At 30.3% G+C, this 14,294-nt stretch carries 13 protein-coding genes; 8 read left to right on the top strand and 5 right to left on the bottom strand.

Annotated elements, in window-relative coordinates:
* The first annotated feature begins 256 nt into the window (after positions 1 to 256).
* Together J2127_RS02320 and J2127_RS02315 are read left to right on the top strand one after the other, a co-directional pair.
* The gene (locus J2127_RS02320) at positions 257 to 1,726 is read left to right on the top strand and encodes a DHH family phosphoesterase (protein WP_209731805.1); all 1,470 of its coding nucleotides are present in this window, start codon (positions 257 to 259) and stop codon (positions 1,724 to 1,726) included.
* 241 nt (positions 1,727 to 1,967) lie between these two features.
* Entirely contained in the window at positions 1,968 to 2,747 is a 780-nt protein-coding gene (locus J2127_RS02315; protein WP_209731804.1) for a CBS domain-containing ParB/RepB/Spo0J family partition protein, read from the top strand.
* A 48-nt stretch (positions 2,748 to 2,795) separates the two neighbouring features.
* On the opposite strand, the gene J2127_RS02310 is transcribed toward J2127_RS02315, so the two are convergent.
* A complete protein-coding gene (locus J2127_RS02310) occupies positions 2,796 to 3,455 on the bottom strand; it encodes a histidinol phosphate phosphatase domain-containing protein (protein WP_209731803.1) in 660 nt (219 codons plus the stop codon).
* 135 nt (positions 3,456 to 3,590) lie between these two features.
* Between J2127_RS02310 and J2127_RS02305 the strand changes: the two genes are divergently transcribed.
* From J2127_RS02305 to hmdC, 4 genes are all read left to right on the top strand, one after another.
* On the top strand, positions 3,591 to 4,262 hold the full coding sequence (locus J2127_RS02305) for a cyclase family protein (protein ID WP_209731802.1): 672 nt from the start codon (positions 3,591 to 3,593) through the stop codon (positions 4,260 to 4,262).
* Positions 4,263 to 4,370: 108 nt separating this feature from the next.
* Entirely contained in the window at positions 4,371 to 5,402 is a 1,032-nt protein-coding gene (hmd, locus tag J2127_RS02300) for a 5,10-methenyltetrahydromethanopterin hydrogenase (protein WP_209731801.1), read from the top strand.
* A gap of 73 nt (positions 5,403 to 5,475) precedes the next feature.
* Positions 5,476 to 6,618: a 5,10-methenyltetrahydromethanopterin hydrogenase cofactor biosynthesis protein HmdB gene (gene hmdB / locus J2127_RS02295; RefSeq protein WP_209731800.1), complete on the top strand. Its 1,143-nt coding sequence runs from the start codon at positions 5,476 to 5,478 to the stop codon at positions 6,616 to 6,618.
* 130 nt (positions 6,619 to 6,748) lie between these two features.
* Entirely contained in the window at positions 6,749 to 8,284 is a 1,536-nt protein-coding gene (hmdC, locus tag J2127_RS02290) for a 5,10-methenyltetrahydromethanopterin hydrogenase cofactor biosynthesis protein HmdC (protein WP_209731799.1), read from the top strand.
* Between the two features lie 125 nt (positions 8,285 to 8,409).
* Here the strand turns inward: hmdC and J2127_RS02285 are convergent, their stop codons facing one another.
* Entirely contained in the window at positions 8,410 to 9,261 is an 852-nt protein-coding gene (locus J2127_RS02285; protein WP_209731858.1) for a fumarate hydratase, read from the bottom strand.
* 161 nt (positions 9,262 to 9,422) lie between these two features.
* A complete protein-coding gene (hypD, locus tag J2127_RS02280; protein ID WP_209731798.1) occupies positions 9,423 to 10,538 on the bottom strand; it encodes a hydrogenase formation protein HypD in 1,116 nt (371 codons plus the stop codon).
* Positions 10,539 to 10,877: 339 nt separating this feature from the next.
* Between hypD and J2127_RS02275 the strand changes: the two genes are divergently transcribed.
* Both J2127_RS02275 and J2127_RS02270 read left to right on the top strand, forming a co-directional pair.
* On the top strand, positions 10,878 to 11,261 hold the full coding sequence (locus J2127_RS02275) for a nascent polypeptide-associated complex protein (protein WP_209731797.1): 384 nt from the start codon (positions 10,878 to 10,880) through the stop codon (positions 11,259 to 11,261).
* A 269-nt stretch (positions 11,262 to 11,530) separates the two neighbouring features.
* Positions 11,531 to 12,877, top strand: coding sequence for an AIR synthase related protein (locus J2127_RS02270; RefSeq protein ID WP_209731796.1), 1,347 nt, complete (start codon positions 11,531 to 11,533; stop codon positions 12,875 to 12,877).
* Between the two features lie 61 nt (positions 12,878 to 12,938).
* Here J2127_RS02270 and J2127_RS02265 read toward each other — a convergent pair whose 3' ends face one another.
* Both J2127_RS02265 and J2127_RS02260 read right to left on the bottom strand, forming a co-directional pair.
* Complete coding sequence (locus J2127_RS02265; RefSeq protein WP_245326415.1) at positions 12,939 to 13,136, bottom strand: hypothetical protein; 198 nt, start codon at positions 13,134 to 13,136, stop codon at positions 12,939 to 12,941.
* A gap of 93 nt (positions 13,137 to 13,229) precedes the next feature.
* Complete coding sequence (locus J2127_RS02260; protein WP_209731856.1) at positions 13,230 to 14,228, bottom strand: aldolase; 999 nt, start codon at positions 14,226 to 14,228, stop codon at positions 13,230 to 13,232.
* Positions 14,229 to 14,294: the final 66 nt, after the last annotated feature.

Raw genomic sequence — 14,294 nt, 5'->3', positions numbered from 1 at the left:
TAATTTTTTTAAACTATGATTTTAAAAAAGTAAGGTATTTTAAAAAAAAATAATTTTAGTATATATAATATTCGATAATATACGAATAATTATTAATATAATATATGATTGAATATTAATAATTGATATGTTTTAAAAATTTATTATCTATTATTTGATTTGAAATTAGATTTTTATCTTAATGTATGAAATATATGTTTTATAAATTTAACAATATTATAACACATACTTTCGCCCAATCCAATGGAGGCATAATATGATATTAGCAATAGGTTATGGTGCATTTGGTCGTAAGGTAGTAAATTGTGCTAAAAAATTGGACAAACTTACTATAATAGACGTTAACGAAGACGTTTTTGAATCGTTGGGTAATGGAACATTTAACCACATTGTAGGTGATGCAGGGCAGTTGGAAGTTTTAAACCGTGCTAAAATCACTGAAGCTGATACAATATTAATTATGACTAATAATAACGAGTTAAATCGTAAAATAGCAGAATTAGTGCAGTCTATAAATGATAAGGCATATGTAATTGTAAGAGGTATTGTAAAATACCCTGAACTTTACGAAGGATTAAATGTCGATAAGGTAATATATCCCCTAGAAAGTGCAGCTAAAGACGTAGTTCATGAGATACAAAAATCAAAATTAAGAAGGAAATTGTTGGACTTAAGAAAAGTTGTAGAGGATGCAAAAGCCAAATATAATAATTTATGTGGCGATGAAAATAACTTGGAAGATTGCTGTTTTGACGCACATTTTTTAATAATGCTACATAATAATCCAGATCCTGACGCAATGGCAAGTGCAATGGCGTTAAAAACAATTTTAGATAGGTGGGGGGCGTCTTCTAAAATTGCATACGCTGGAAAAATTGGTTACGACGAAAATAAAGCAATGGTTAATTTATTGGGAATCAAATTGAAGAATATATTGGAAGTAGACATGGATAAATACTGCGGTATTGCAGTAGTGGATTCTTCAAGTTATAATTCTCTTTATTCTGAAATTGACCGCTCAAAAGAAATGAATATTTTAATTGACCACCACAAAGATGGTGATATAGCTGCAGATTATTCGGACATACAATCAGAAGCTGGTGCTACTGCAACAATTATCACAACATACTTGATTCAGTTAGGCATTGAGCCAGATAGGCATCTAGCTACTGCGTTATACTATGCAATAGTTTCAGATACAAATAACTTCAAAAGAAATGCTTCTAAGATGGATTTTGAGATTGCAAGTTATTTGCAAGGTTTAATGGATACAAAAGTATTGGAAATGATAGAAAATCCCGAAATAGAAACTGAAACTATGGATGTATTGGCTAAAGCTATTTCCAATAGAAAAATAATTAAAGGAAATATTGCATTATCTTACGTTGGTAATATTAAAAATAGGGACGCATTACCAAGAGCTGCGGATTTCTTACTTAAAATGGAAGGTATATATACCACATATATTTTTGGTATCGCAGATGACAATATTCACATAAGTGCAAGAACTAAGGATTTAAGAGTTGATTTGGGGACTTTAATGAACGAGGCGTTCATGGGCGGTGGTCATCAGGCTTCGGCAGCGGCATGTATTCCATTGGGCATATTTGAATCGGTTTCTGATAAAGTTTCTTTAAGACAATTGGTTGAAGAAGCAATCCAAAATAAAATATTATCTACCATGGGTATCTATGAAGATGAATCTTCAAACAGCGGCTCTGAATAACAGTATATCTACTATTTAACAAATATTTGTCTTTAAATTTTTATTTTTTATATTATTATTTTTTTATAGTATCTTTACTTTATTCCATTATTTTTTTATCTATTTTATTTTTAGATTTTTTTATTATTTTTTTAAATTAGCTCATATAATCTAACATAAGAATAGTCACTAAACCATTAATTTAAAATACTATTTTAAAGTATATTATTTTAAAATAGACTAATATGAGTAGGGATGCTATATGAGTGTTAAAGAGTATATGACTAAAAAAGTGAATACATTACCGTTAAATGCAACAGTGTGTGATGCAATAAAGCTCGTAGAAGATACTACTCATGATACGTTTCCAATTGTTGAATCTGGAAAAATTATAGGGATAGTTTCGGTACATGATTTAATAGGGAAAGAAAAAGATGAAAAAATAAAGAATATTATGACGGATATTAGAGATATGGTTGTAACTTATCCCGATGCTGATGTATTAAACATTGGTAGGGTAATGTTTAGAACAGGATTTTCTAAATTACCCGTAGTAGATAAAAAGAATAATTTGTTGGGTATACTTACCAATACCGATGTTTTAAGGTCTCAAATTGAAAAGACAACCCCTAAGAAATTGGAGAAAATTGTTAAGACCTATAGGACTTTAGGATACGATTTAGAAGTATACAAGGATATAGTCCCTGTAGAAGAACTTAAGCCTACTCAAAATAAAGTATATGAAGATGAATTGTATGGTCGTATTTATGAATTAGAACGAGGTTTAGCAGAACCTTTGATTGTTATAAAGACAAATCTTACCAAATATATTATAGTAGATGGCCATCATAGGGCAGTTGCTGCAAATAAATTAAAGGTTGATACTTTAGATGCTTATGTATTGGATATAAAAACCGCTAGGAAGTTGGGTATAGAAAAAACGGCAGAAAAGCAAGGTTTAAACTCATTATGTGACATACAAGTTTTAGACCCTTCAAATGATATAAATAATGATATATGTAGTTTAAAAATATATGAATAAATTAAATTTTTTTATCTATTTTATTTTTACGTTTGAATAACATTTGAATTATTTTTTTAATTTATCTAATAATTTTAAAGGATTATCGATTAATGATTTTTTAACTTCATCAGGGGTCATACCGCAACCAAAACCTACTTTTTCAGCAAATTCAAATGATATTAAATCACTTGGAGCATGGGAATCCGTGTTGATTACTGTAGGTATGTTGTATTTTCTGGCAACGTTTAAAACGTACCCATTTGATAAAGAATGACCTTTTCTTGACGTTATTTCTAGATAAATATCATTTTCCTTTATATTTTTGGCAGTTTCATCATCTATTAGGCCCCCATGTGCTAATATATCTACATCTTCAGATAATGAAGCATAATAATTTGTTTTTTCTTCAACAGGCTCTACTAACGTCTCTCCATGTATTACAACTAATTCAACACCTTCATCTTTACATTTTTTTGCGATTTTAGGTATTGATTTTGGTGGAATATGTGTTAATTCTATCCCTGCAATTATTTCAATATCCCAGTAATTTTTTAACTCTTTTTTAGTTTCAAGACCCATTTTTATTAATTCTTTGTAATTTGAAATGTCGCCGTGATCCGTTAGTGCAATAGTCTTATGTTTTAAAGCTATAGCTCTTCGTACAAGTTCTGAAGGTAATAATTCTCCATCGCTGTATATTGTGTGAGTGTGAAAGTCATGTCGCATAAATATCACATTATAAATTTACTTTTACTATTTTTATTTTCTTATTTTCTTATTTTTGTATAAATAATCTTTATTTTAAATATGTTTTATATCTTATAATATATAATATCCCTTATTGATATTTTAGGTGAAATTATGAATTTAAAAAATAATTTTGGTAAACCCATATCTTTGAGTCACAATTTGGTAAATGTTGTTTTTCCAGGCGATCCGGAATATAAAATCTCTAAAATAGATGTGGATGATTTTAAAATCTCTAAAATAGAACTTAACTCACATCTTGGTACACATATTGATTTTCCAGGACATTTGAATAATACAAATGTAAAAAATGCTGATTTTTCAAAATTTTCAAAACCTTATTTAAAATTAATGGATAAGAAGATTATTTATGAAAATGCAATATGTATAAATTATAATTCGGAAAATACCGAATATTTTGAAAATGATGATAAATTCAATGAATTAAAAGATATCATTGACAAAAATAATATTAAAATATTGATTTTAAATACAAATAAATATAGATTATGGGGTAATCTTAAGTATTTTGATTATGATTTAAAATTAAATAAATATTTGGAAAGAATTTTAGAATTGAATATCGATATAATTGCTACGGACTGCGCTTCTATTGGAGATTACAAAGTTCATAAGAAGTTATTGGATAAAATGTTGATAGTGGAAAATCTAACTAATTTGGAGTTTTTTGACAACCAAGTTTTTGTTTTTTTAGGTATGCCATTAGATATTAATATTCCTGATGGGTCCCCTATTAATATTATTGGATTTATTAATATGTACTAACTATGTGGGTACTCTATTAGAAATTCTAATACTAATGTATATATATCTTAATACCCAACAATAAAATATTGTATATTATATATTAGAGAAACCTTTAGAGGTGTACTTATGAAAGTAGCAATATTAGGTGCAGGATGTTACAGAACACACGCAGCATCTGGAATTACAAACTTTTCAAGAGCTTCAGAAGTAGCTAAACAAGTAGGAATCCCGGAAATTGCAATGACACACTCAACAATTATAATGGGTGCAGAATTATTACATTTAATTGACGAAATTGACGAAGTAGTAATTGCAGATCCTTGCTTTGCAGAAGGAAATGAAATTGTAGTTTTAGACAACTTTGACTATACAAAAGTTATGGAAGCTCATTTAGCAGGAAAAGCTGAAGAAGTTATGCCAGAAATCAGAGATGCAGTTAAAGCTAAGGCAAAAGAATTACCAAAACCACCTAAAGCTTGTATGCACTTTGTAAGCCCTGAAAAAGTAGGCTTAAAAGTTACTGCAGACGATAATGAAGCAGTTAAAGACGCAGATATTGTTATTACATGGTTACCAAAAGGAGGCAGCCAACCTGCAATTATTGAAAAATTCGTAGCAAACATTAAGGAAGGAGCAATTGTTACACACGCATGTACAATCCCAACCCCTAAATTTGCTAAAATCTTTAAAGACTTAGGTAGAGACGATTTAAACATTATCGCATACCACCCTGGAGCAGTTCCTGAAATGAAAGGACAAGTGTTCATTTCAGAAGGATTCGCAACAGAAGAAGCAGTTGAAAAATTCTTCAAAATTGCAAATACTGCAAGAGGAGAAGCTTTCAAAATGCCAGCTAACTTAATCAGCCCTGTATGTGACATGGGTTCAGCAGTTACTGCACCAGTTTACGCAGGTATTTTAGCTTACAGAGACGCAGTTACCCAAATTTTAGGTGCTCCTGCAGACTTTGCACAAATGATGGCAGATGAAGCTATTACCCAAATTTTAGAATTAATGAGAAGCGAAGGAATTAAAGGCATGGAAGATAAATTAGACCCTAAAGCTTTAACCGGTACTGCAGACAGCATGTGCTTCGGTCCTTTAGCTGATATTTTACCTGCTTCCTTAAAAGTTCTCGAAAAACACGGAAAACAATAAATTAAATTTAATTTCTCTTTTTTTATTGTTTATTTTGTTTATTGTTTATTTTTAATTTACACGAGGTGTGCATATGTCACTTGGTGAAATAAGACATAATTTTCAGGAATTGAGGGCAAATGTGTACAATTTAATTTCTGAGAATTGTAATGATATTAACCTTACGGATGAAACAAGTTTGAATAATTATATTATTAAAAATAATTATAATACTGAAGAATATGAAAAATTACTTCAGAATAATGGGTTAAACAATAGTATAATTACAAAAGAACAGGCTTTAGAACTTTTTAATATATCAAAAATATCTGATTATTTGGAATTATTTTCAATTTCTTCACAATTACGGGACTTGTTTTTTAATTCTATCGAAATAACCTCTACCATACATATTACTAACATATGTAGTGTTACCCCAAAATGCAAATATTGTGGCTATGCTACGGGGACTTCAACAGAGGGGTATGTAAAACCTTTTAGAACTTCCGATGACATGATACAGAAATCTGCGAAAGCAATAGAATCTTCGGGAATTAAGCGAGTAAGCTGTTCTTCAGGTCATGGGTATGATGGTTCAGAAGTTTTAAGAGCTTTAAAAAATGTTAAAAAAGTTTCTAACTTAAAAGTTTTAGTTAATGCAGGAGCTGATTTAACTGAAAACTGTATAAAACATTTAAAAAATAATAATGTAGATACAATATGTTGTAATCTTGAAAGTACTAACGAGGAAGTGTTTAATTCTGTAAAACCTGGTGAAAACTTACAAGATAGAATAAATGTATGTAAAAATATATTAAAACACGACATAGAACTTTCTTCAGGACTTTTAATCGGACTTGGTGAATCTTACGAAGATAGAGTTAACCATTTAGACTTTTTAAAAGAAATGAATGTAAAAGAGATTCCAATAATGGGATTCAATCCTTATAAAAACACGCCTATGGAGCACTATCCAAAATGTTCTGCTTTAGAACAGGCAAAAACCATAGCAATAACAAGATTAATGTTTCCAAATATTAGAATAACCTCACCTACGCCAACTATCGGGGCAGAATTGGTGCAATACGCATTAATGGCTGGAGCAAGTAATGTGGCTACTGTAATTCCAGATAATCACCCAATGAATATTGTAGGTGTAGGAAGTCCAAAAACCGGCAATTTAAATAATGTAGTTAAAATGATTGAAGAACTTGGCTTAATTCCAGATATTTGTTAAGTTTTTGGTTATTAATTATCAGTTATTAATTATTTAATTTATTTTTAAAATACCGTCTATTTTAACATACTAAAATTATACGATATATTATTAAATAAATTTTACTTAAATTTGATAATGGGGTTAGAAAATGCTGGAATTAATTAAAGAATCGGTAAATAATCCAATGGCTACATTGGAGTTAAAAGGAATTATCAATAAGAAATTAATCCATAATAAATTAAAAGAATCCGATATTATTGAAATAGTAGACACATTAGGAAATTTTGAACTCGATGAATTATACAAACTGGGTAGTAATTTTAGAAAATTTCCAATGGGTTGTGATTTAGTGGAATTGGGCGTAGGTCCCTGTTCTTCTACATTAGATTTACGACAATTCTTAGAAAATTGTACTTTAACCGACCATATGGGATTTCCTATTCATTTGTGCGCTTATGCAATAGCAGATATTGCAGAAAAAGAAAATATGACTCCATTTGAAGTAATGGATAAAATATATAATTTAGTCGATGTACCTCTTGATTTAGATCATTTTGGTGAAAATGGACCTATGCGATTCCCAAAAGAGATAACACATTGTATGGGCGAATGTTATAATCAAGGTCCTCCCTACAAAGGTTGTCCAAAAGATAGGATACATAAGCGTCTTTTAGATAAAGAGCAAAAATATGCTTATGAATTTGAAGATTGGATAAAAAAATCTTCCACAGTCTGCGTAAACGTGGTAAAAGAGCAGGGTGGCGAAGAGCATAGTGCATCTATCGATGAAATGGAAAAAGTAGTCCGTGCTTCAAAAAAATTTGGAAAAGGTATAGAGGGTATTTTTCACATTGGCGATGGTTATGACGATTTAATAACAGGATTAACTGCCTGTAATGATTTAGATGTGGACGTATTCGTGGTCGAAGGTGGTCCTTTTAATCGTTCAAACGATAGGTTAAAAGATTTTGCTAAATCAATAGTTGCTTCTCGTATATTGGTAAAAGGGGGCGTTGTAGCTACAAATGGGGCTTATGAAGATGAATGCAGAATCGGTCTACGAAGTGGATTAAATGTTATATTGACTGGTTTTGTAGGTAATCACCATGGCTATATGTGCGGATATGCACCTGGGACTGCAAAAAGAACTAATTTTGGACTTCCAAGGGTTTTAAGCATAGTGAAAGAAGAGTTGGCTAATTTAAATATATGTTTAGCAACTAAGAACCAATTGTCGGCAATATCCAAGGGTAATAAGTTTTTAACGTATAATAATAAATCATACATCTATCCTGAAACTGTAGGGGACTACTTTATAGGGGATGCACATTGGACAACCGTTAAAGATAGTAATTTGGGTAGAAAACCTTATTTTGGTAAAAATTTAAATTCTTTAGAAGAAGAGCTTGGAAATTACGATAAATTAGGTTTATTGGGTGCAAGATACATTTCTTGGGGAATTGCTAATAATTTAAAGCCTGAAGAAGTTTACATCAGCGATGTGGATCCCTGGGTAGAAAAAGCAACCATCAAAATTTTAAATGATAATGGTATCAATGCTTACGCTTGCAATGGAAGTGATAAAGAAGTTATTAAAAATGCGGATAAGTCTGTAATCACTACAATGATACCTGAAATAATGATAAGAATAATGAAAAAAACAAATGCAATTAATTTATTCTAAAAAATAATAAATTAAAAAGAAAATAATAACTAAAATAAGATAGAGTAAATATAATTTATTAATAAATTATACAAATGATAAATATTCATATTCTTTTTTCTATTTTTTATTTTTAAATATGGTCATTATAAAATTTTAATTTTTGCAGTAGCTTTTCGATCTGCCCAACACTGAATACAGATTCCTACAGGTAAGGAAGCAGTGTGACAACCGTTAATTTCAATAAATACATCCAACGCAGTTGTATTTCCTCCGAGACCCATTGCGCCTATTTTTAACGAATTTATCATTTCTAATAATTCTTCTTCCATTTTAGAAATTTTTTTATCAGTATTCCTTTCCCCCAAATTTCTTAAAAGTGCTTTTTTTGCTAATTTTAATGATAAATCAGCAGTTCCTCCAATACCTATCCCTAAAACGATAGGGGGGCAAGGTTTACCGCCTGAAGATACAACAGTGTCCAATATAAATTTTGTTATACCATTTATTCCTTCCGCAGGAGTTAGCATCTTTAAAGCACTCATATTTTCGCTACCTGCCCCTTTTGGAAACACCGTAATTTCTATTTCTTTTTCAAGATTTTTATCAAATTCAAAATTAACAAATGGAGAACCTAAACCCGTATTTGTCTTTAAATTCTCCCTAGTTAATGGATTAACTACGTTAGGTCTTAAAGGGACTGATGAAGTAGCTTGTTCTACACCCAATTTTATATTATCGATTATTTCCATTATGTTATTTGAATCTATATTGGTGCCTATTTTTAAAAATACGACTGGTACACCAGTATCTTGACACAAAGGTATTTTTTTATTTTCTGCAATCTCATTATTTTTTATAATTGCCTTTAAAATATCTTTCGATATTTGTTTTTCTTCAATATTTTCAGCATTTTCAAGTGCTTTTTTAACATCATCCGTTAAATATATTGCTGATACATTAAATAATTCTTCAACAATATCTGATACTTCAGAAATATTCGATATGGATTTTTTATAATAATTACTTCCATTATTTTTATTTTTAACATCCATAACTTTTAATTCATTTGTATTTTTCATATTTTCCCATCTTACTTTAGATTTATTTAATCTACAATATTTATTTTTTACTTTATTTTTTTATTTTTAATAACTAATTACATTAGTTTTTTATACTTATAAAATATTCTACAAGTTCCTTCATCCGATACCATACAGCTACCAACTGGGTTAATTGGGTCACAAGCTTTTCCAAATAGTTTGCAATCAGTAGGTAGCTTTTCACCCCTCAATATTTCACTACATATACATCCTTTATTTATTTTTTCTTTGATTTCTGGCATATCGATAATGTTTTTAATATCGTACTGCTTAAATTCATCTTTTAAATCAAATCCTCCGTTTTTGATGATGGGGAATCCTCTCCAAGCTACATCTTTATCCTTAAATACTGTATTTATCATTTTCTGGGCTACAACATTTCCTTCTTCCCTAACTCCTCTGATGTATTCATTTTCTACTTTTGCAACGCCATCTTTAATTTGTTTTAATAGCATTACTAGTGACATAAGAACATCTGTAGGCTCAAAACCTGCAATAACCATTGGAGCATGATATTTTTCGCAAGGTGTGTAATATGGTTTTAATCCTGTGATTGTAGAGACGTGACCTGGGCATATAAACCCATCTAGATTTAGTTTGGAGCCCCCGCCTAGTAAGAAATCCATCACTGGTGGCGTCTGCCTGTGACAATTATGGATGTAAAAATTAAGATTGTTATCTGAATTTGAATTTTTTAGACTATCGTATCTAGATTTTAGCGATATTAATTCAGCAGCTGTCGTCGGAGCGGTAGTTTCAAATCCTATTGCAACAAAAACTACTTTTTTGTCAGTGGTTTTTGCTATTTTCACAGCTTCGGGTATTCCGGATACAATCCTAACATCTGAACCCTCAGATTGTAATTGCATCAATGATTTATCGCTACCTGGAACCCTATACATGTCACCCAACGTAGCTATTGTATAACCTTCTTCTGCTAAATATATGGCCTCATCAATTTCTTTTTGTGTCGTAACGCATACAGGACAGCCAGGTCCCGGTACAACAGTTATATTTTCCGGTAAAACGTCTCTTATTCCGTAATTGCAAATTGTATGCTCGTGGGAACCACATACGTGCATAATTTTTACATCCCTATCTATTTCTTTACTAAAATCACTTATTTTATCAATTGCTTTTTTAATTATTGTTTTACTATTAATATCCATCATATGCCCTCATTTAACCTTTATATCCCTATTATTTTGCTATTTTAAGATTTTAATAAATTATAATATTCAAATATTTTTAAAACACTGATTAAAATATATTAATAATAATATATTTGTATTTAATATATAATTTATGAATTGAATTTATAATTGTATTACTTTTAAAATTTTTATGCTTAATTAGATTGAAAAACTATATATCATATAAATATCTATAATTTATAGCAATCGTCATAATCTTAGAAAAAATGACAATAATGACAATAATCTTAAACTATTAATTATTATCATCCATGATTATGGTTATAAAAAGTATATATCGACTCAGAGGTGTTTTTTATGTTCCCAGGTGGCGGAAGAATGAATCCAAGAATGATAAAACAAATGCAAAATATGATGAAAGATATGGGTATGGATGCAAAAGACATTAAAGCTTTAAAAGTCACCATTGAATTAGATGACAAGCTTTTAGTTTTTGAAAAGCCAAAAGTTCAGGTAATGGACATGATGGGTAATAAAACATATTCCATAACCGGTAGGGCTAAAAAAGTTGCTAAAACGGTGGAAAAAATAGAAGATGTTGAAGTAACTTTAGATGTAACAAAAGAAGACATCGAAATGGTAGTTTCACAATGCAATGTTACCGAAGAAGAAGCTAAAAAAGCATTGGAAGAAGCTAACGGAGATATAGCAGAAGCTATATTGAAATTGAGTGAAAATTAATTTTAATTAATACTCAACTAATACTTAACTAATATTCAAATAATATTTAAGTAAATTGCAAGAGTTAATAATAATCCCATTTTATCTTTAAATTTTTATTTTTACATGGAGATTACATTTATTAAAATATTATGTATATTACGAGCTATTACGATATGTTACTTTATTCTATGGTAAACAATATCATGATAGTAAATTCATTTAAAATTGTTATTTTATAATTTAACTAACTACTAATTTACAAATATTTCAATATGTTGGTGTTTCATATGGATATCGAAGGATATGTTAGAAGAAATTTAAAAAAGGGCGTTTCTGAAGATAAGATAATAGATGTGGGTTTTAAACGTGTTTTAGAATTAAAAGACGTAAATGAAGAATGGGCGAAGAAATTTGTCAATGCAGTAATTGAAGAAGTTAAAACAACGGAAAAATACAAAGATATCGAAGATAATGACTTAAAATACCTATTGGGTTCAAGTACTTCCGACGTTACCATGGGTAAAATGGGCGTAGGTAGCAGAGGACAGGGTGATTTCTTTGTACATCGAGAAATAGCTCGTATAATCGGAACTACAAATCAGATAACTGAAGTTGATAGTACTGAGCAAGACGATGCAGGTGTTGTAAGAGCAGATGCAAAATACGTTGTGGTAGCGGTAGATGGTACTCACTCACGATTAAGCGATTTCCCATTTTTGGCTGGTTTCCACGTTGCAAGAGCTGCCTTGAGAGATGTTTATGTTATGGGTGCTGACGCAGTTGCATTAATTAGTGATGTCCATTTAGCAGATGACGGAGATGTTGCAAAAATCTTAGAGTATACTGCAGGTATTTGTGCTGTTTCAGAGGCTATAAACGTACCTTTAGTTGCAGGTAGTACCTTAAGAGTGGGCGGTGACATGGTATTGGGTGACCGTTTGGTAAGTTCAGTAGCTGCAATAGGTGTAATAGATGAAGGAAAGCCAACTGCAAGAAAAAGAGCTGAAGTAGGCGATGTAATATTAATGACTAAAGGTAGTGGTGGCGGTACTATATCTACAACCGGTCTTTATTATGGGGACTTTGATGCTATAAACCAAACTATAAACGTTGATTTCTTGAAAGCTTGCAAAGGATTAATAAAGGCGGATTTATTAAAAGATATTCACGTGATGACTGACGTAACTAACGGTGGTCTTAGAGGAGATGCTTATGAAATCTCTAATACTGCAAACGTATCTTTACAAGTTGAAAAAGAAAAAATTTACAATTTAGTGGATGAAAAAGTATTAAAAATGTTGGAAAATCTTAATATTGACCCATTAGGAGTTTCAATAGACAGCTTGTTAATTATAGCTCCAAAAGATAAGGTTGAAGAAATTAAGGAACACACGGGTGCTGAAGTTATTGGGGTAGTTGCAGAAGGTGATACTAGCTATTTAATCGATAACGGGGAGAAAATACCATTAATACCTAAATTTAGGGAGGCTGCATATACTCCGGTTAAAAAAATAGTTGGAGAGCAAAAACCTGAAGATTTCGAAGACATGAAGTCAAAAGTTGCAAAATCATGTGATGAAGCAATTGCTAAAAAAGACTTTGTTGTAAAAAAATTAAAAAATAATATTGAATAATATTATTTTATTTATCAATTATTTACTTATTTAATCAAATACCTATTCTCTTATTTATCTTTTATTTATTTCCCATTGGTAAATCTAATTCTTTTAATAATTTTCCAATATTTGCAGGTTTTACAATATTTATATCTATTTTTTTATCTTTAACTGTAATTTCTACAGTTTTCTGGTCTTCAACAGATAGTTGAACACCAACTCCTTTTTTTTCCAAAATTTCCACTAAATTAACTACCATTTCCATATCCTTATCCATACTTCCACCAAGATTTATTTTTTTATAATTTAATTTTATTTATTATTTTTACTCTTTATTTTTAATTTTTTTAATATATTTTTTTATCTTAGTTTATTTTATTTTTTCAGATTCATACTGTTTTAAAAGTATTTCATCTCTTATTTTTTCTTTTATTTCTGGTTTTAAGAATTCTAAGGCATCTTCTATAATTTTATTATTGTAAACTATCTCATTAATTGCATATGTCAAAGCTACAGCGTCTAATAATGATTTTTGGTGAATATTTCGCCCTGTGGCACAACCTGACGCCCCACTAATATTTATTTGCTCAGAAAGGATTTTTAAAAACTCTTCTGGTTTTTTACTAGATCCCCCCGCACATATCACTTTCGTTCTACCTGCAGAAGCTACTGCATCTTTGAAATCTATTTCTGGTTCTTTAGATTTCGGATAATTAACTTTTACGAAATCAGCACCTATGCAAGCCCCTACTCCCGTAGCTCCTGCAATTAAATTCGAGTCTTTTTCATTTCTAATGGCTTTACCTCGAGGGTAGATCCATATAACTGCAATTAATCCATTTTTATGGGCTTCATGAATTAACCGACTGGCTTCTGATAACATAATATTTTCAAATTCACTTCCCAAATAGATGGTATATCCTATTCCCCTTATTTTTAAGCCCGTTCTCTTTTTAAATTCCACTATTTCATTTACATCAATCAATAACGTACTAATGGGGTCTTTTTGACAAGTTTCTACTAAATTAGTCTTTGAATTTAATTTTACGATGTAGTCTATATCTGGATAATCCCTTCCATATCTACATATCAATCCAAACTGAGTGGCAAAAGCTCCAATTTTACCGTATTTAGCTATTTTAAACAAATGATCTGGATTTGAATCTTCAATAGATATCCCATCCCCTTTGAAATCGTTATTCAAGTGTTCTATTTTCTGGTCTCCTGCAAATATGAATAATTTGCCAGTTTCTTTTGTTACGGCGTTGTAATTTGATATATATTCCTTAACGTTTTCCTCCCATACATCTAAGGGAATATCTATTTTATGAGTTAACTTTAAAGGCTCTTTTGAGTTGAAACCGGTGATAATTTCACCCCTATTTCAGTTTTTATGATTTATAATCTATTTATTATAGTTCTTGCGTTTTAACTA

Source organism: Methanococcus voltae (assembly GCF_017875395.1).
Lineage (GTDB): Archaea > AGJL01 > Methanococci > Methanococcales > Methanococcaceae > Methanococcus > Methanococcus voltae_C.
Note: the sequence above shows the minus strand (reverse complement) of the source record. Positions and strands in the feature narration are given on the sequence as shown.

Coding starts and splice junctions, on each gene's coding strand:
- J2127_RS02275 (WP_209731797.1), top strand. CDS start 10,878: ATGTTCCCAGGTGGCGGAAGAATGAATCCAAGAATGATAAAACAAATG.
- J2127_RS02320 (WP_209731805.1), top strand. CDS start 257: ATGATATTAGCAATAGGTTATGGTGCATTTGGTCGTAAGGTAGTAAAT.
- hmdC (WP_209731799.1), top strand. CDS start 6,749: ATGCTGGAATTAATTAAAGAATCGGTAAATAATCCAATGGCTACATTG.
- J2127_RS02265 (WP_245326415.1), bottom strand. CDS start 13,136: ATGGATAAGGATATGGAAATGGTAGTTAATTTAGTGGAAATTTTGGAA.
- J2127_RS02315 (WP_209731804.1), top strand. CDS start 1,968: ATGAGTGTTAAAGAGTATATGACTAAAAAAGTGAATACATTACCGTTA.
- J2127_RS02310 (WP_209731803.1), bottom strand. CDS start 3,455: ATGCGACATGACTTTCACACTCACACAATATACAGCGATGGAGAATTA.
- hmd (WP_209731801.1), top strand. CDS start 4,371: ATGAAAGTAGCAATATTAGGTGCAGGATGTTACAGAACACACGCAGCA.
- J2127_RS02270 (WP_209731796.1), top strand. CDS start 11,531: ATGGATATCGAAGGATATGTTAGAAGAAATTTAAAAAAGGGCGTTTCT.
- J2127_RS02305 (WP_209731802.1), top strand. CDS start 3,591: ATGAATTTAAAAAATAATTTTGGTAAACCCATATCTTTGAGTCACAAT.
- hypD (WP_209731798.1), bottom strand. CDS start 10,538: ATGATGGATATTAATAGTAAAACAATAATTAAAAAAGCAATTGATAAA.
- hmdB (WP_209731800.1), top strand. CDS start 5,476: ATGTCACTTGGTGAAATAAGACATAATTTTCAGGAATTGAGGGCAAAT.